The organism is Candidatus Accumulibacter contiguus (assembly GCF_012940005.1).
Taxonomy (GTDB): Bacteria; Pseudomonadota; Gammaproteobacteria; order Burkholderiales; family Rhodocyclaceae; genus Accumulibacter; species Accumulibacter contiguus.
On record NZ_SPMX01000043.1, the window covers coordinates 44,159 to 62,725 of the forward strand.

The 18,567-nt window shown below is 62.2% G+C and carries 11 protein-coding genes and 2 pseudogenes; 4 read left to right on the top strand and 9 right to left on the bottom strand.

Annotated elements, in window-relative coordinates; genetic code table 11:
- Nucleotides 1-10: 10 nt before the first annotated feature.
- Nucleotides 11-763: a HesA/MoeB/ThiF family protein gene (locus E4Q08_RS15190; protein WP_034909497.1), complete on the top strand. Its 753-nt coding sequence runs from the start codon at nt 11-13 to the stop codon at nt 761-763.
- Here the strand turns inward: E4Q08_RS15190 and ribD are convergent.
- The 8 genes from ribD to E4Q08_RS15230 form a co-directional block, all read right to left on the bottom strand.
- Nucleotides 756-1,862 (bottom strand): bifunctional diaminohydroxyphosphoribosylaminopyrimidine deaminase/5-amino-6-(5-phosphoribosylamino)uracil reductase RibD, encoded by a 1,107-nt coding sequence (gene ribD, locus E4Q08_RS15195; RefSeq protein ID WP_034909499.1) that lies wholly within the window; start codon nt 1,860-1,862, stop codon nt 756-758. The two genes, E4Q08_RS15190 and ribD, sit on opposite strands and share 8 nt — an antisense overlap.
- The gene (gene nrdR / locus E4Q08_RS15200; RefSeq protein ID WP_169071006.1) at nt 1,862-2,344 is read right to left on the bottom strand and encodes a transcriptional regulator NrdR; all 483 of its coding nucleotides are present in this window, start codon (nt 2,342-2,344) and stop codon (nt 1,862-1,864) included. The genes ribD and nrdR overlap by 1 nt, the downstream gene beginning before the upstream one ends.
- On the bottom strand, nt 2,341-3,600 hold the full coding sequence (gene glyA, locus E4Q08_RS15205) for a serine hydroxymethyltransferase (protein WP_169071007.1): 1,260 nt from the start codon (nt 3,598-3,600) through the stop codon (nt 2,341-2,343). The genes nrdR and glyA overlap by 4 nt, the downstream gene beginning before the upstream one ends.
- Nucleotides 3,601-3,755: 155 nt before the next feature.
- Nucleotides 3,756-4,778 (bottom strand): transglutaminase family protein, encoded by a 1,023-nt coding sequence (locus tag E4Q08_RS15210; protein WP_034909505.1) that lies wholly within the window; start codon nt 4,776-4,778, stop codon nt 3,756-3,758.
- Between the two features lie 5 nt (nt 4,779-4,783).
- Nucleotides 4,784-7,345, bottom strand: coding sequence for a circularly permuted type 2 ATP-grasp protein (locus E4Q08_RS15215; protein ID WP_169071008.1), 2,562 nt, complete (start codon nt 7,343-7,345; stop codon nt 4,784-4,786).
- Nucleotides 7,346-7,386: 41 nt separating this feature from the next.
- Complete coding sequence (locus tag E4Q08_RS15220; protein WP_169071009.1) at nt 7,387-10,764, bottom strand: transglutaminase family protein; 3,378 nt, start codon at nt 10,762-10,764, stop codon at nt 7,387-7,389.
- Nucleotides 10,765-10,879: 115 nt separating this feature from the next.
- On the bottom strand, nt 10,880-13,480 hold the full coding sequence (locus E4Q08_RS15225) for a [protein-PII] uridylyltransferase (protein ID WP_169071010.1): 2,601 nt from the start codon (nt 13,478-13,480) through the stop codon (nt 10,880-10,882).
- Entirely contained in the window at nt 13,477-13,794 is a 318-nt protein-coding gene (locus tag E4Q08_RS15230; protein ID WP_169071011.1) for a hypothetical protein, read from the bottom strand. The genes E4Q08_RS15225 and E4Q08_RS15230 overlap by 4 nt, the downstream gene beginning before the upstream one ends.
- 426 nt (nt 13,795-14,220) lie before the next feature.
- Between E4Q08_RS15230 and gltA the strand changes: the two genes are divergently transcribed.
- The 3 genes and pseudogenes from gltA (at nt 14,221) to E4Q08_RS15245 (ending at nt 18,146) form a co-directional block, all read left to right on the top strand.
- Complete coding sequence (gene gltA, locus E4Q08_RS15235; RefSeq protein WP_169071012.1) at nt 14,221-15,510, top strand: citrate synthase; 1,290 nt, start codon at nt 14,221-14,223, stop codon at nt 15,508-15,510.
- A gap of 260 nt (nt 15,511-15,770) precedes the next feature.
- Nucleotides 15,771-17,189 carry a circularly permuted type 2 ATP-grasp protein gene (locus E4Q08_RS15240; RefSeq protein ID WP_211203447.1) on the top strand — a complete coding sequence of 473 codons (1,419 nt, stop codon included), beginning with the start codon at nt 15,771-15,773 and terminating at the stop codon, nt 17,187-17,189.
- Between the two features lie 19 nt (nt 17,190-17,208).
- Nucleotides 17,209-18,146 (top strand): annotated as a pseudogene (locus tag E4Q08_RS15245) (alpha-E domain-containing protein).
- A gap of 120 nt (nt 18,147-18,266) precedes the next feature.
- On the opposite strand, the pseudogene E4Q08_RS15250 reads toward E4Q08_RS15245, so the two are convergent.
- Nucleotides 18,267-18,567, bottom strand: a pseudogene (locus E4Q08_RS15250) (hypothetical protein); the annotation flags it as partial.

Genomic DNA, 18,567 nt, shown 5'->3' on the forward strand with positions numbered 1-18,567 from the left:
GGCCCGGCCGATGAACGACGGACAGTTGCTGCGCTACAGCCGACACATCCTGCTGGAAGAAATCGGTGTCGAAGGGCAGCAACGGATACTCGAAGCGAAGGTGCTGATCGTCGGCGCCGGCGGCCTGGGCTCGCCGGCCGCACTCTATCTCGCGGCTGCCGGCGTTGGACGAATCACCCTCGCCGACGGGGATACGGTGGACCTCACCAACCTGCAGCGCCAGATTCTCCACACGCAGGAGCGCATCGGCCAGCCGAAAGCCCTGTCCGGGCAGGCCGCACTACGTGGAGTCAATCCCGAGGTGGTGGTCGAAGCGATCACCACCCGCCTGGCTGGCGCAGCACTGCAGGCCTTGATCGCCGATGCGGACGTGGTTCTCGATTGCTGCGACAACTTTGCCACCCGACACGCGGTTAACCGGGCCTGCGTCAGGCACCGTACGGCACTGGTTTCCGGCGCAGCGATCCGCTTTGCCGGACAGCTCGCGGTATTCGATAGCAGTCGCGATCACACTCCCTGTTACCACTGTCTGTTTCCCGAAGCCGATGCGGTCGAAGAGGAACGCTGCGCGGTGATGGGGGTATTCGCACCGCTCACCGGCATCATCGGCACGATGCAGGCAGCCGAAGCCCTCAAGCTGATCACCGGATGCGGCGAGGTGGTGCTTGGCCGTCTCTGGTTACTCGATGGGCTGTCGATGGAATGGCGCAGCATCAAGTTCGGACGGGACCCGGAGTGTCCGGTATGCGCCGGGCTCAACTGAAGCGGGCGAGCAGACGCAGGTCGGGACCCAGCGAACGGACGTCGCGAATCGCCAGCATGTGCCGGGCAGCCAGCGATTCCAGCGCCGGCAGGTCGAACATGCCGCGCGCCGCATCACCGATCAGACAGGGAGCGAGATAGAGCAGCAGTTCATCGACCAGAGCTGCGCGCAGCAGCGAACCACTGAGTCCGAAACCGGCCTCGGCATGCACTTCGTTGATGCCACGCCGGGCGAGTTCGTTGAGCAGGGCCGGCAGATCCACCTGTCCAGCGGGCCCGGGCAGAAGCACGACTTCGGCGCCGCGCTGCCGCAGAGCAGCGATCCTGGCGCGGGCATCGACAGCGGCGGCGACCAGCACCGTGCCATCGTCGAGCACTCTGGCGTCGAGCGGCAGTTCGAGGCGGCTGTCTACGACCACCTTCAAGGGCTGACGCAATTCTCCGGACAGGTCTTCCACAGCACGCACATTGAGTTGCGGATTATCGTGGCGAACCGTGCCGATGCCGGTCAGGATCGCACAGGCACGCGCTCGCCAGCGATGGCCATCCTGCCGTGCCGCCGGGCCGGTCAGCCACTGGCTGGCACCATTCTGCAGCGCCGTCTTGCCATCGAGGCTAGCCGCCAGCTTCAGCCGCAGCCATGGCCGGGAACGAGTCATGCGTGCGACGAAGCCGATATTGATTTCGTGCGCCTCGGCAGCCAGCAAGCCACACTCGGCCAGCAGTCCGGCCGCGCGCAGGCTGGCCAGCCCCTGCCCGGCGACCAGTGGATTGGGATCCTGCATCGCGGCGACCACCCTTGTCACCCCGGCGGCCAGCAGCGCTGCGGCGCAGGGAGGCGTTCGGCCATGGTGACTGCAGGGTTCGAGGGTGACATACACGGTAGCCCCACGCGCTTTCTCGCCAGCGGCCTGCAAGGCGTGAACTTCGGCATGCTCCGCCCCGGCACGCACATGCCAGCCTTCACCGACGACCTGTCCGGCGTTGACGATGACACAGCCGACGCGCGGATTGGGCGTCGTGGTGTACAGGCCGCGCTCGGCAAGGCGAAGCGCAAGCGCCATGAATTGGTGATCCGCCGCGCTGAACGCCGGCGCCATCAACGGCCGAGTGGCTGCGTAGGATGCGGCACTTCTGGGGAAACTTCGCGAATGACCTTGGAGAACTCGTCTACGTCCTCGAAATTCCGATACACCGAAGCGAAGCGGACGTAAGCCACCTTGTCGAGTTTCTTCAACTCGCGCATGACCATTTCACCCAGCTTCTCCGAAGCCAGTTCGCGCTCGCCCAGCGCCAGCAGTTTTTCCTCGATACGGGCAATCGCCGCCTCGACGGCCTCGACGCTGACCGGTCGCTTGCGCAGCGCCAGCCAGAGACTGGCGGCAAGTTTTTCGCGGTCGAAATCGACCCGCGAGCCGTTCTTCTTGATGACTTGCGGGAGGCGCAAGCCAGCCCGCTCATAAGTCGTGAAGCGCTTGTCGCAGGTCAGACAGCGTCGCCGCCGCCGCACGATGTCGCCGTCGTCGTTGATGCGGGTGTCGGCGACGGCGGTTTCGTCAGCGCCGCAGAACGGGCATTTCATCTCGCCGAGCCGCCATAGACCGGGAATTTCCGGCACAGCTTCGAGACATCGGCGCGCACTCGCGCCAGCACATCGGCGTCGGTGGGCGCATCGAGCACATCGGCGATCAGGTGGGCAACCTGCTCGGATTCGATCTCGGTGAAACCGCGCGTGGTCATCGCCGGCGAACCGAGGCGGATACCCGAAGTCACGAAGGGCTTCTGCGGATCGTTCGGGATGGCATTCTTGTTGACCGTCATGTGTGCGGCGCCGAGCAGCGCCTCGGCATCCTTGCCGGTAATGTTCTTGGCGCGCAGATCGACCAGGAAGACGTGCGATTCGGTGCGACCCGAGACGATGCGCAGTCCCCGTTCATCTGCCAACACCCTTGACAGTACGCGGGCGTTGGCGACCACCTGCTCCTGGTAATCACGGAAAGCAGGCGTCAGGGCCTCCTTGAAGGCCACCGCCTTGGCCGCGATCACATGCATCAGGGGGCCGCCCTGCAGACCGGGGAAAATCGCCGAATTGATCGCTTTTTCGTGCTCGGCCTTCATCAGGATGACGCCGCCGCGCGGGCCGCGCAGCGTCTTGTGCGTCGTCGAGGTAACGACATCAGCATAGGGTACCGGGTTGGGATAGCAACCGGCAGCGATCAGGCCTGCGTAGTGCGCCATGTCGACCATGAAAATCGCGCCGATTTCCTTGGCAACCTTGGCAAAACGCTCGAAGTCGATATGCAGCGAGTATGCCGACGCACCGGCGATCAGGATGCGCGGCTTGTGCTCGCGCGCCAGCGCTTCCATCTGCGCGTAGTCGATCGCTTCGTTCCGGTCGAGACCATAGGCCACGACCCTGAACCACTTGCCGGACATATTGAGCGGCATGCCGTGTGTGAGATGGCCACCTTCGGCAAGACTCATTCCCATGATGGTGTCGCCCGGTTTGGCAAAAGCCATCAGCACTGCCTGATTGGCCTGCGACCCGGAATTGGGCTGAACGTTGGCGGCTTCGGCAGCAAACAGTTTCTTGAGGCGGTCGATAGCCAGTTGCTCGGCGACGTCGACATGTTCACAGCCGCCGTAATAGCGCTTGCCGGGATAACCTTCGGCATACTTGTTGGTCAGTTGCGAACCCTGCGCGGCCATCACCGCGCGGCTCACATAGTTCTCGGAGGCGATCAGCTCGATATGCTCTTCCTGACGCCGATTTTCGTTCTCGATGACCTTCCAGATCTCGGGATCCACTTTCGCCAGGGTGTCTTTATCGGAAAACATGATGCGCCTCTCAAGCCTTGAAAAGGCCCGAATTGTAGCACGCGTGGCGGTTCCCGGATTTGGCAGCCGGGAAGCCCTCAATAAGCAGCAGGTTTTTGCCAGGCTGCTGGTTTACCAGCGGGAGCGGCATTACCGTTCAACCAGAGCATGCCTGCCTACGGCTGGCTCGCATTGACGGCAGCCGCCTCAGCGCAGGTTTCGCTGACCGGGGTGACGGTGACGGCAACGTCGAGTTCGTGCGCGTCACCACCGAGAATGACGCCGCGCAGCGGGGAGACGTCGGAAAAATCGCGCCCCCAGGCGAGCGTGATGTGCTGCGTGTCGGGCAACAGGTTGTTGGTCGGATCGAAGTCCACCCAGCGCCCGCCTTCGAGTCCCGGGCAATACACCGAAACCCAGGCGTGCGAAGCGTCGGCGCCGACCATGCGCGGCTTCCCTGGTGGCGGATGGGTGAGCAGGTAGCCGCTGACGTAACGCGCGGCGAGGCCCTGCGAACGCAGGCAGGACAGCATCAGGTGCGCGAAGTCCTGACAAACGCCACGCTTTTCGGCCAGCACCTCGAGAACCGGGGTAGCGACGGTCGTTGCCTCGGGGTCGAACTCGAACTCGTTGTAGATGCGGCTCATCAGCGCCTGCACCGCTTCCAGTACCGGCCGGCCAGGGGTGAAGCAGGGTCTGGCATAAGCGGCAAACTCGCGCTTGACGCGCACATAGGGCGATTCGAACTGGAAACAGCTGGCGTCGAGCAGGACGGGACGAGAACCGTAGGCAAGTGCGTCTCGCACCGTTTCCCACGCCGGCGAAGCGCGCAGGTAGCGGGGTGATGATGCTGGTTGCGGCGGCCTGGCTTCGCCAGCATTCGTGGTCGCGCCGCCCATCAGGACAGTGAGTGCGTCAACCGGCAAGTGCGGCAATACCTCGATGGTGCTCTCGGCGCGGACGCTGAGGCTGTCGTGCGGAAATTCGATCGTCAGCTCCCGCACCGGATTGCCGAAGCAATCATGGCGCTCACGCGCAGTGGTTACTTCCGGAGCCACGCTGATCTGATGCGCCAGACAGCGCTGCCAGGCACATTCGCGCGGCGTCAGATGCAGGAGCTGGCGCGACAGCGACACCGGGCTGTCGTAGCTGTAGATCGTCTCGTGAACAATGTGATAGCGGGCGGCGCTCGGGTTCACGGCGATCACGAGGTGAGGGTGGGCCGACTGACGTCGCTGACATGACTGAAATAGCGCATCGCCAGGCGGTCCGAAAGCGTTGCCGCGGCGAGTGAAACCTCGCCGAGGATCGCTGCCAGCGCGAGGCAGGGATCGCAGGCACGACACTCGCTGAAGCTCTGCCCCTCGAAACGCCCGAGGTCGAAGCCTTGCAGGCGCGCCAGCTCTTGGCGCAGGGCCTGGTCACGCGGACCGCCGAGCAGGCGCGTCAGGTTGTCGAGGTAACGGACGAGGATTTGCAATTGGAAGGCCACCGAATGCGGGTTGCCTTCGTCGAAGACGATCAGGTCGAGCGTCGGCAGGACCTGTGGCTGGGTCATGTAGCGCGAACGGTAGGTGATGATGCTGTCGGTCAGTTCGAGCAGCCATTCCAGGCTGCCGGCAGCACGTGTCGAGTCCAGGAGCAGGAACTGCGCGACGGTGTTGGCGAGGAAAACGAGTCTTTCGATCCGCCTGCCGATGATCAGAAAACGCCAGCCGTCGTCACGGGTCATGTTGTCCATCGCAAAACCGGCCAGCGAGGAGGAAACGAGCAGAACCTGGTCGAGGAAGGCGAGCACCTCGCTGAGCTCGGGTTGGCCGACTTCGGCCACGGTCTTGGCGTAGCGTTGCAACTGTTGTTGCAGACGATTGATCGCATGCCAGTTGTCGAGCGAGAAACGCTCGCGTACCTGCGTGGCGACCCACAGCAGGCGGCGAATGTCGCCCGCGAGGCCCTCGCCCGATTCCTTGCCACAAACTGCGGCAAGCAGTTGCGCTTCGAGTGACAGCTCGGGCGCTGGCGGGCCGATCTTTGTAGGACTGCCCGTCTCGGCTTCGCTGACGGCCGGCAACAACTGCAGGGCACGGCAGAGGTCGAAAGCCGAGGTCAGTGCCGGCAGAATGTCGGCGCCGGTATCCACCAGACGTGACAGCGCGACGCGCAGGAGGCGCGAGGTCTTGTCGGTTCGTTCGGCGTAACGGCCGAACCAGTACAGGTTCTCGACCACTCGCGACGACAGGTTGCGACCGCCGCGCACCAGGTCGGCTTTGCCGACCGAGTGCTTGAGCAGGCTGAAGGTATTGACCGCCTGGTCGGTCAATACCCAGGTGTCCTTGCTCGAGCCGCCGCGCTGCATCGAGATGACCCGCGCATTGGAAGCCGCAGAGACGCGCGTCAGGCCACCCGGCATCACCACGTAGCCGCTCGGGGTGGCGGCGACAAAGACGCGCAGGCCCACACCGCGCGGCAGCAGATGACGGTCATGGCGGGTACTCCAGGTCGGCGCCTCGGAAAAATTGACCAGTTCCTGGGCGACATAGGCCTGTGGCCGCGTCTTCAGGCGGGCGATCATTTCTTCGCGCGGGCTGCCGATCAGTTCGTTACCAAAGACCGGATCGAAACGCTGTGAGGGATACGAGCCCTTGATCACCAGTTTGTCGAGGTGCTCGATGGTGAACTCGAGCGCCGCCTGCTCGCCGCACCACCAGGTGGCTACGGAAGGCATTGCCAGCGGCTCACCGAGCAGCTTTTCGCAGGCGCCGGGCAGAAATCCCGGCAGTGCCGCGGATTCGAGCAGGCCGCTGCCAAGGGCATTGGCGACCAGCACCTTGCCGGCACGCACGGCCTGCAAGAGTCCCGGCACGCCGAGTGCCGAATTGCCGCGCAGTTCGAGTGGATCGCAGTAGTCATCGTCAAGCCGGCGCAGAATCGCATGCACGCGGCGCAGGCCACTGAGCGTGCGCATGTAGACGCAGTCACCGCGCACCGTCAGATCATGTCCCTCGACCAGCGGGAAACCGAGATAGCGCGCCAGATAGGCGTGTTCAAAGTAGGTTTCGTTGTAGGGCCCCGGGGTCAGGAGAACGATCAGCGGCGCCTCGCTGGCCGGCGCTGCCCAGTAGGCGAGACTGTCCTGGAGTTGGCGGAAGAAGGAAGCGAGATGCTGGACATGCAGGTCGCGGAACTGTTCGGGAAAGACGCGGCCAATGATGGTCCGGTTTTCGAGCGCGTAACCCGCACCCGAAGGCGCCTGCGTGCGGTCGGCGATTACCCACCAGCGGCCGTCAGGCGAACGTGCGAGGTCAACGGCGCAAAGATGCAGGTAGATATCACCAGCCGGTCTGACCCCCTGGCATGGCCAGAGAAAATTGTTGTGGCCAAAGACCAGTGCCGGCGGCAGGCTGCCGTTCTTCAGCAACTCCTGCGGACCATACAGATCCTTGAGCACGGCGTTGAGCAGGCGCGCGCGCTGCGTCACGGCGCTGGTCAGTTCCTGCCACTCGCCGGTTGACAGGATCAACGGCAAAGGATCGAGCTCCCATGGCCGATCGGCGCCCTTCAGGTCGGCATAGACATTATAGGTGACGCCATTTTCGAGAATGCGCCGGCGTACGTAATCGACCCGGTGGCGCATCTGCTCGGGTGTTGCCGCATCGAGGTGGGCAAGGAACGGTTGCCACGCCGGGCGAACACTACCGTCCTCGGCGAGCATTTCGTCGAAACGGTCGGTTTTCTTCTGGTAACTGGAAAGCAGGGATTGCGGCATGAAAAAAAGCGCAGGAGTGCTTGCTCCTGCGCCGAGTAGTTTCAGGATCGCCGCAAGTCTAACGTAAACGGGAAGCCGGTATTGATTGGTGCGGGCTGTATATCGATTTCACCAGGCGTGTGGCCAAATGGCGTGAAGCGCGCCAGACGGCGACCTTCCGCCTCGTTGGCGTTGACCGGGTAGCGGTCGGGGTTGCGTCCACCGGGGTGTTCGACGTGATACTGGCAACCCCCGAGCGAGCGCTTCATCCAGGTATCGACGAGGTCGAAAACCAGTGGCGCGTGCACACCAATCGTCGGATGCAGCGCCGATGGCGGATGCCAGGCCCGGTAACGCACGCCGGCCACAAACTCACCCGGCTTGCCGGTCGAGCGCATCGGCAAGGCGCGGCCGTTGCAGCCGATCACATAACGATCACTGGCCATGCCGGTCACCTTGAGCTGCACCCGTTCCAGCGAGGAGTCGACGTAGCGCACGGTGGCACCGACTGCCCCCTGCTCGCCCATCACATGCCAGGGTTCGAGGGCATGCCGCAGTTCCAGCTCGATGCCCAGCGCCGTGATGCGGCCGTGCAACGGAAAACGGAACTCGAAATGCGGCGCAAACCACGCGCTTTCAAGTGCATAACCGGCGCCGCGCAATTCACTGAGCACGTCTTCGAAATCCTGTTGCACGAAGTGCGGCAGCATGAAGCGGTCGTGCAGTTCGGTTCCCCAGCGCACCAGGCGCTCCGGCGCGTAGGGGGTACGCCAGAAGCGGGCGATCAGCGCCCGCAGCAGTAGCTGCTGGGCCAGCGACATGCGCGCGTGCGGTGGCATTTCGAAAGCGCGCATTTCCAGCAGACCGAGGCGACCGGTGGGGCCATCGGGAGAGTACAGCTTGTCGATGCAGAACTCCGCGCGGTGCGTATTGCCCGTCGAGTCGATCAACAGATTGCGCAGCACGCGGTCGATGATCCAGGGGGCGATGCACTCCGCCCCTTCGGCAGTCGGTTGCGGGAACTGGCTGAAGGCGATCTCCAGTTCATAGACCGAATCGTTGCGCGCCTCGTCGACTCGCGGCGACTGACTGGTCGGGCCGATGAACAGGCCCGAGAAAAGATAGGACAGCGATGGGTGGTTATGCCAGTAACTGATCAGGCTGCGCAACAGGTCCGGGCGGCGCAGGAAAGGCGAGTCGAGGACGCTGGCACCACCGAAGACGAAGTGGTTGCCACCGCCGGTGCCGGTGTGGCGACCGTCGAGCATGAACTTTTCCGTACAGAGACGCGACAGATGCGCAGCTTCATAGAGATGTGTCGTCCTTTCGACGAGTTCATCCCAGTTTGCTGACGGCTGAATGTTGACTTCGATCACCCCGGGATCGGGCGTCACCCGGAAGTTGGTCAGGCGCGGATCCGACGGCGGCTCGTACCCTTCGACGATGACCGGTGTGGCCAGTGCCGCGGCCGTGGCCTCGACCGCGGTCACCAGTTCGAGGTAGTCATCGAGCGTCTCGGTCGGCGGCATGAAGATATACAACACGCCATTGCGTGCCTGCGTCGACAAGGAGGTGCGCGTGACCAATGCCGGCGACAGGCTTCCTGGCTCGCCAGCATCCCCGGCAGCATGCGCCAGCGACTCGGCGGCACGGTCGAGCGCCTGCTCGGAAAAGTGTTCGCTGGTGACCGCGGCGGCTTCGGCGCTCAGGCTCTCACTGTGGCTGACCGCATAGCGTGCCTGCATATCTGCATGGTCGGGTAGCGGTGAAAAGCGTTGCGTAGGATCGGGAGAATGAATGTACGGATAGTCGGATTTGGCCACCCAGGGTTGCGAGTCCAGCGGCAGGCGGTAGCCGATTGGCGAATCGCCCGGCACCAGATAGCAACGACCCGCGCGCAGGAACCATGGCCCGCTTTGCCAGCCACCCTGCGGCCGGCGCTTGAGCGGCAGGACATAGCCGACCACCTTGTCGAGCCCCTGACGAAAAACCTTCGCCAGACGGTCGCGTTCAATCGGGTCGTCGAGGCGGGCATTGAAGGGATCGACGTTGACCGGCAGGCGATGTTCGCGCCAGAGGTAATAGTACACATCTTCGAAGGCCGGGAATACATGCTTCGGGTCGAGCGTTAGCAACTCGGCGAGTTTGATCAGGAAGCGCCCGGCAAGAACTTCGTCGGCACCGTAGTCGCGGGTTTCGTCGGCATACAGCGCCGGATTGTTCCACACCGGCTGGCCATCACGCCGCCAGAAGCAGTTCAGCGACCAGCGCGGCAACTGTTCGCCAGGATACCATTTGCCTTGCCCGAAATGCTGCAAACCCTGCGGCGCGTACCGCGCACGCAGGCGCTGAAAGATTTCCGCGGCGCGCAGGCGTTTGGTCGGCCCGAGCGCGTCGATGTTCCATTCGGCGCCGTCGTGGTCGTCAATCGAGACGAAAGTCGGTTCGCCGCCCATCGTCAGGCGCACGTCGGCACTGACCAGATCCGCGTCGATCTGATGGCCGAGCGCTTCGATCGCCGACCATTGTGCTTCGTCATAGGGCTTGGTGACCCTGGGCGCTTCCCAGACGCGCTCGATTTTCATGTGGTGCTCGAACTCGCATTCACAGGCCTCGGTGAAGCCCGTGATCGGTGCCGCCGAAGACGGTTGCGGCGAACACGCCAGCGGAATGTGCCCTTCCCCGGCGAACAGGCCCGAGGTCGGATCGAGGCCGATCCAGCCGGCGCCCGGCAGGTACACCTCGCACCAGGCGTGCAGGTCGGTGAAGTCATGGTCGGTTCCCGATGGACCATCCAGCGATTTGACGTCGGGCACCAGCTGAATCAGGTAACCCGAAACGAAGCGCGCCGCCAGGCCGAGATGGCGCAGCACCTGCACCAGTAACCAGGCGGAGTCACGGCAAGAGCCACGCGCCAGTTCGAGGGTTTCCTCGGGCGTCTGCACGCCGGGCTCGAGACGGATGACGTAACCCACTGCTCGCTGCACCTGCCGGTTCAGGTCGACCAGAAAATCGACGCTGGCGCGCGGCTCGGAGGGAACCGTCTCCAGGAAACTACGCAGCAGCGGCGTCAGCGGCAAACGGTGCAGATAGGGTTCGAGTTCTTCCTGTTGCCACGCTTCGTATTTGAAAGGAAAGGTCGTCGCATAGGGTTCAGGAAAGAAATCGAACGGATTGATCACCGACATGTTGACCACCAGATCGACTTCAACGCAAAACTCGCGCGTCTTCTCCGGGAATACCAGGCGCGCCAGGTAATTCGCCTGCGGATCCTGCTGCCAGTTGATGAAATGCTGTGCGGGACTGACCTTCAGCGAGTAGCTGAGGACCGGGGTGCGCGAATGCGGTGCCGGGCGCAGCCGAACGACCTGCGGAGACAGATCGATCAGGCGGTCGTAGCGATAGTGTGTAAGATGATTCAGGGCAACATGTATGGACACGGTCAGCTCCGGGACAAAAGATCAGAATTTACAAGCAAGAATCGCACCATTTATTGGCATCCTCCAGGCGCGCTACGGCGCAAGCTTGCGCGCAGTCGCGATGCCTCTGGCCAACTCAGCCCTGCAGGTGCTGCAGCAAGTCGGTTTCCAATTTAACACGGCCGGCGCTTTCCTCGAGATGTCCGCCGCTGATCAGGAAAGTATCCTCGACCCGCTCGCCAAGTGTGGCGATCTTGGCGGTGTGCAGATTGGCCCGATGTCTGGCCAGTTCGCTGGCAATGACGAACAGCAGGCCGGGACGATCGGCGGCAACGACGGTGAGCACGAACAATTTGCCGGTTTCGTCGGCTTCGAGGCTGACCAGCGGCTGGATACTCACCAGCGTTTGAATCGGGAAATGTTTCACCTGCCGCGAGATGCGTCCGTTGGCGGGGACGTCCAGTGGCGCCTGGTGAGCCAGCCGATCTCCGAGTTCGTGCTCGATATAACTGATCATCGCGCGGTCACTGTCGCGATCGGAAACGTCGAGCAGTATGAAAGTGTCGAGCGCGTAGCCATGCTGCGTGGTGTGGATCTTGGCGTCGACGATGCTGTAACCGGCGCGACTGAAGAAGCCAACCATACGCACGAAGAGGTCTGCCTGATCGTGCGTGTAGACCATCACTTCCAGCCCCTCGCCAAACGGATTCAGGCGGGCCACGACCACCGGTCGGTCGGCCTCGATACGTTCGTGCAGCGCGCGCGCGTGCCAGGCGATTTCCTCGGCCGATTGACGCAGAAAATACACCGTATCGAGTTGTTTCCACAGGCGCTCATGCGCAGCCTCGGGAAGCGCGAGATAGCGCATCAGACGCAATGCCTCCTGCTGACGCTGCGCGATGACGCCCTGCGTCATCAGCGTTTCGTCACCCGAGAGCAGGAAGCGCCGGGTGGCCTGGAACAGTTGCTCGAGTAATTGTCCCTTCCAGGCATTCCAGACCTTCGGACTGGTTCCGCGGATGTCGGCGACGGTCAACAGGTAGAGTGCGATCAAGTGCCGTTCGTCACCGACGATGCTGGCGAATTGGGCAACTACGCCAGGGTCGGAGATGTCCTGCTTCTGCGCGATCCTGGACATCAGCAGGTGCTGGCGAACCAGCCAGACAATGAGTTCGGTATCTTCTGCAGCCAGGCCGTGCTGTTCGCAGAATTCCCGCGCATCGACCGCGCCGAGTTCCGAGTGATCGCCGCCGCGCCCCTTGGCGATGTCGTGAAACAGAGCCGCAATGTAGAGGATCCAGGGATTGCCGAGGTCGCTGATCAGACGGCTGCAGAAAGGATACTCGTGCGCGAACTCCTCCATCGAGAAGCGGCGCAAGCGGCGCACGACCTGCAGGATATGCTGATCGACGGTGTAGACGTGGAACAGGTCATGCTGCATCTGCCCGACGATGCGTCCGAAACTGGGCAGATAGCGACCGAGGATGCCCAGTTGGTTCATGCGCCGGAACTCCTGGACCAGATGGCGTTCCTGCTTGAAGATCTGCAGAAAAAGTGCACGGTTGTCCAGGTTGCTGCGGAAATCATCGTCGATCAGTTTGCGTGCTCGCCACAGGGCGCGCTGCGTGCGCGCGCTCATTCCCTTCAACTCGGCATGTTTCTGGAGCAGCAGAAAGGCTTCGAGGATGGCACCGGGGGTTTGCTTGAACACGTCCTCGTGCACCACGTCGAGAAACTCGTGCGCATTCTGGAAGCGTTCGTTGATCCTTTGCGGCGGCTCTTCCGGCGGGGGGAACAAAGCTGCGCCGATATTCTGCAGGACGATCGCATTGATCTGGGTCACCGTTTTGGCGGTCCGGTAGTATTTCTGCATCAGGCGCTCGCTGGAGCGAAGGTTGGCTGTGGCGGCGAACCCGAGCTGTTCGGCCAGGGCGGTCTGGTACTCGAAGAGCAGGCGATCTTCTCGGCGTCCGGCGTGCAGGTGCAAGTGAATGCGCAGGCGGCACAGAAAGGCCTCGCAGGCGCTGAGAAGCTCTTCCTCTTCTTCGGTGATGAAGCCGCGTTGTTCGAGGTCCTTCCAGCACTTGCCAAAGCCTGCTGCCTGTGCAATCCACAGGATGAGTTGCAGATCGCGCAACCCGCCTGGCCCTTCCTTGCAGTTCGCCTCGAGACTGTAAGGAGTGTCGCTGAAGCGCTGATGCCGGTCCTCCTGCTGGATGCGCTTGCTCTGGAAGAAGGCCTGTGCGTCCAGACTGCCCCGGATGAGTGATGACAAGCCCTGAAACAGGCTGCCACTGCCAACCAACAGGCGAGCTTCGATCATCGCCGTCTGCACCGTGATGTCGCCGGCAGCTTCCTCCAGACACTGCTCGATGGTGCGCACGCTGTGGCCGGTTTCCAGCCCGACATCCCAGAATACGCAGATCAGTTGTTCGATCCGAGTGGTCAGCACGTCGTCCGCTTGCTCCGGCAGCAGGATCAGCAGATCGACATCGGAGGCCGGGTAAAGTTCGCCGCGTCCGTAGCCGCCCACCGCAATCAACGCCAGCGAAGCCGGCAATGCAAGATCGCTCCAGAGTTCGCACAGCACTTCGTCGACCAGCTGGCAGCGTTCGTGCAGCAGGCGAGTGGCGTCGCCCCCGGCAAGGAATCGCTCGCGGATCAGCCGCTGCCCATCCCGCAGGCGGGTTTTCAGGCGCGAGATCAAGGCGCTGCGCGCCACCGTCTCTACTTTCATCGCGGCCGGCCCGATTGCAGAGGCCGGCAAGCACGCAGCAGTGGCAGCAGCCAGCGCCGCGTCAATATGGACCAGCGCTGCAGCCCACCCTGCATGAGCAGCCAGGGCCAGACAAGCAGGGGATACGCCTGCCAGCGTTCCTGTTCGAGCAGCGCCAGCAGGATCTGCTGCGCCATACCCCAGTAGGATGAACTGTCGCGTTCCCCGGTCAGCAGCGCTGCCTCACGACAGGCGACCCGCCACAGTTCCTCGGCGCGGCTGTCGCTCACGCCGGCCCTGCCAGCCAGCCAGGGGAGAATCATTGGTGTCTTCATCTTTATCCGCCTTGTCAACGATGCCGGCAGGTGTCAGTCAAGAGACTGACACAGCACGGCGAAGTACTTCCCGAGAGATCAGATGACGAGCTTCGGGCACACCTGGTAGCTCAAGCAAAATTCGTGCGCACCAGCATTCTGGCTGGTATGCCTCTTGCTAGCCTCAGAGTAGCCGAGGCGTGATCGATTGAGGCTGCGCGCCGGCAGCAACGCATTCTGGGTGCCTGACAGGCGTAAACGATCAACGGGAGTTGCAGCGCAAGCAGCGGCGAGCACAGCGCCGGTGCGAAATTGACGAACGTGGCCCCAAGGCGGTGCGCCTTGCGCGGCAAGGCGAATCGGGACCGTGGGGGGCTGCCCAGGCCGTTCCGCCGGCCACATTGCACGGCAATTGATGCCATCGAAGAACTGATGAGGAGGAATACCATGATCACCGGACGTAATGCCACGCTGAGCATTCACGGCGAGGCGCCTGTGCCTGTTGCAGTCCTGACGCCGACCCACGGTAACGATTGTCTCGACATTCGTACGCTGGGTGGCAGGAGCGGTCGCTTCGCCTACGATTCGGGTTTCGAGTCGACCGCCAGTTGCAAGTCGAAAATCACCTTCATCGATGGCGAGAAGGGCGAACTCCTCCATTACGGATACCCGATCGAACAACTTGCCGAACAATGCGACTTTCTCGAAGTGGCTTATCTGCTGAAAAATGGCGAGCTGCCGAATGCCGCGCAGAAACAATGCTTCGAGTCCGCGATCCGCAAGCAGGCTTCGGTACATGAACAGATGGTCAAGTTCTATCAGGGCTTTCGTCGGGATGCCCGTCCGATGGCGGTGATGGTTGGAGTGGTCGGCGCCTTCTCGGCTTTCCATCATGACGCTGCCGACTTCTCCGACGCCGAGCGGCGCAAGCTCAGCTTCCTTCGCATTGTGGCCCGCATGCCGACGATTGTCGCCATGGCCTACAAGTACTCGATCGGCGAGCCATTCATGAGCCCGCGCCCCGATCTCAGCTACACCGCCAATTTCCTGTACATGATGTTCGGCACCCCGCGCGAAACGTACCGGCCGAATCCGCTCCTGGTGCGCGCGCTCGACAGGCTGTTCATCATGCATGCCGAGAATGGGCAGGATGCTGCAACCTCGACGGTACGAATGGCCGGTTCCTCTGGCGCAAACCCGTTTGCCTGCGTTGCCGCGGCGATTGCCTGCCTGTCAGGCCCTGCACATGCAGGTGCCAGCGAGGCGTGCCTGGCGATGCTCGAAGCGATCGGCGATGTCGCACGGCTTGCTGAGTTCGTCGCCCGCGCCCGCAATGATCACGACAGTCTCCGGCGGATCGGCTTTGGCCACCCTGTCTACACCAACTTCGACCCAAGGACCAGGCTACTGCGCGAAGTGTGCGATGCATTGGTACAGGAACTGGGGCTGGAGAATCAGCCTCTGTTCCAGGTGGCGAAAGCCCTGGAGAAAACTGCGCTCGAAGATCCGTATTTTGTCGAGAACAAACTCTACCCAAACGTGGACTTCTACTCGGCCATCGTACAGAAGGCCCTCGGTATACCGGCTTCGATGTTCGCCTGCATCTTCGCACTGGCCCGCACCGCGGGATGGATGGCGCAGTGGGAAGAAATGCTGGGCGATCCCGAATACAAGATCGCGCGTCCGCGTCAGCTCTACACTGGTGTAAACAGACGTAACCTGCCATCGCCAGCCTGAGCGACGCTGACGAGACTACAATGATCGATTCAGGCCTACGACGCGACATGGCTGTCGTCCTGATCCGGAAAGATCGAAGAATGCTGCCACGATCCGAATCGCATCGGCGATGCACCAAGCAAGTGCCTTCTCTGGTAGCGTCGCACCATTTGTTGGCATAGACACAGTCGTCGAGCTTGCGGGTGCTTGCTGTTGTGTGCTTTCAATTTGTTGGCACGATTTCTGCTTACACTTTAGGGACCTAACTGGTGGTGAGTATCATGAGCGCAGATTTCTACAACGAGATGTACGATTCGACAGGCACGCTGCGGCCCCATTACCGGGTATTTGCAGAGTGGCTGGCAGCGATGCCGGTCGAGCGCCTGGAGCGCAAGCGAGTCGAGGCCGATACCGCATTTCATCGCGTCGGCATCACTTTTGCCGTCTACGGCGAGGAATCCGGGACCGAACGTCTGATTCCCTTCGACATCATCCCGCGCATCATCCCGGCGGCTGAATGGCAGTCGCTGCAGACTGGACTATGGCAGCGGGTACAAGCACTAAATGCTTTCCTGCACGACATCTATCATGAGCAGGCGATCCTCAAGACCAACCGCATTCCGCCTGAGCAGGTACTGAACAACGCACAGTTTCGCCCCGAGATGATCGGCATCGACGTGCCGTCGGGCATTTACGCCCACATCGCCGGAGTCGATATCGTGCGTGCCGGGGCCGGCGAGTCCTATGTCCTCGAAGACAACCTGCGCGTGCCATCGGGCGTCTCGTACATGATCGAAGACCGCAAGATGATGATGCGGCTCTTTCCCGAGCTTTTTTCGCAGCAGATGATTGCCCCGGTCCAGCATTACCCGGACATGCTGCTGGAAAACCTGCGCTCGGTGGCGCCCAAAGGAGTGACCGATCCGACCGTCGTGTTGCTGACACCGGGAGCCTACAACAGCGCCTACTTCGAACATACCTTCCTGGCGCAGCAGATGGGCGTCGAACTCGTCGAAGGAAGAGACCTCTTCGTCAAAAACGAAACCGTGTTCATGCGTACCACGCAGGGCCCGCAGCGGGTCGATGTCATCTACCGACGTCTCGATGATGACTTCCTGGATCCGCTGGTCTTCAACAAGGATTCGATGCTCGGCGTTCCGGGACTGCTTGCCGCCTACCGTGCCGGCCATGTCACGCTGGCCAATGCCATCGGCACGGGTGTCGCCGATGACAAGTCGATCTACCCTTACGTACCGGAGATGATCCGCTTCTACCTCGGCGAGGAACCGAAGCTCAACAATGTCCCGACCTGGATGCTGCGCAAGCCGGATGACCTGAAATACGTGCTGGCGCATCTGCCGGAACTGGTGGTCAAGGAAGTGCATGGCGCCGGCGGCTACGGCATGCTGGTCGGGCCGGCGTCGAGCAAATCCGAGATCGAAGAGTTCCGCGCCCGCATCGTTGCCTGTCCGGAGAAGTACATTGCGCAGCCCACGCTGGCCTTGTCCAACTGCCCGACTTTCGTCGAGGCTGGAATCGCTCCGCGTCACCTCGACCTGCGTCCCTTTGTTCTCTCGGGCAAGCGCGGTATCGGAATGGTGCCGGGCGGCCTGACCCGGGTGGCCTTGCGCGAAGGCTCGCTGGTGGTGAACTCCTCACAGGGTGGCGGAACCAAGGACACCTGGGTGCTCGAAAACTAGAAATGCTGGGAGATCCGAAATGTTGAGCCGTACAGCTGATCATCTTTACTGGATGGCGCGTTATACCGAGCGTGCCGAGAACCTCGCGCGTCTGCTCGATGTCTCCTACCAGATGTCACTGGTACCCCAATCCGTTGCTTCGCGGAACGAAAACTGGCGCGCCATACTCGCCCTGAACAGCCTGGAGACGGCTTTTGCGGAGACCTACCGCGAAGTCAACGTCGAGAACGTCCTGCGTTTCATGGTTTCGGACCCGGCCAATCCTTCGTCGATCTTCAGTTGCCTGCGCGCCGCGCGCGAAAACGCGCACGCCGTTCGTGGCACCATGACTGCCGAGATGTGGGAGAGCGTCAACGCGACCTGGATCGAACTTCGGCAGCAGAACTTCGAACATATTCTCGCGCGCGGCGTCAGTGAGTTCTTCGACTGGGTCAAGCTGCGTTCGGCAGTGACGCGCGGCGTGACTTTCGGGACCATGCTCAAGGACGATGCACTGCACTTCATCCGCCTCGGCGGATTGCTTGAGCGGGGGGGACAACACCGCGCGAATTCTCGACATGCAATATCATATCCTGCGCCAGAATGACGACGAGGGGGCCAGCGATTTCTATCGCTGGGGGTGCGCTGCTACGCTCGCTGTCAGCGTTCCAGGTCTACCGCAAGGTTTACCGTGACGCCATCACGCCGGGGCGGGTGGCCGATTTGCTGATCCTTCGCGAGGATCTGCCGAGATCGCTGCATGCCTGCGCCGACGGCATCGTTCGCATGCTGCAACTGATTGCCAACAACGCTTCGGCCGAGACCGCGCGCAAGGCCGGGGTGCTGCATGCCCGCCTGCATTTCGCGCGCATCGAAGATGTACTGGCCAGTGGACTGCACGAGTATCTGACCGATTTCATGGATCGCATCTTCGAACTTGGCGACGGCATCAGCCGCGACTTCCTGATACCGGGCTGAGTTCCCCCGGTTCGGTACGAACACCTTCCTGCCACAGGCACAGGGATCGGAGAGGCAAGGCGGGCGCTCACTCCCGTAATGATGGGTGCGAACGAAAGTGTTGGACGGGGAGTCTCGGTTTTAAGCCGCTCTGCGTAGAGGCTCCGCCCAGCGCTTTTCCCAATAGGTTTCCCACAGCTGGTTATGTCGCATGACACGCAGGTTGATCATGGCTTGAGCCATGTCCGCACGCCACCAAGCCCCTGGGCGCTTGAGGCGGGCCTGCACGAGGTAGCGATGAGAACTCTCGACCTCGCCAGAGCCGACGGGCAGATTCAGCGCAAGTGCGCGGGGGTAGTCCAACTGGTCGAGTCGGTTGGAGAAATAGCGCCAGGCGACGCGCACCGGAGCCTGCGGGTCATCGACCGATGCAGGTTCGAGG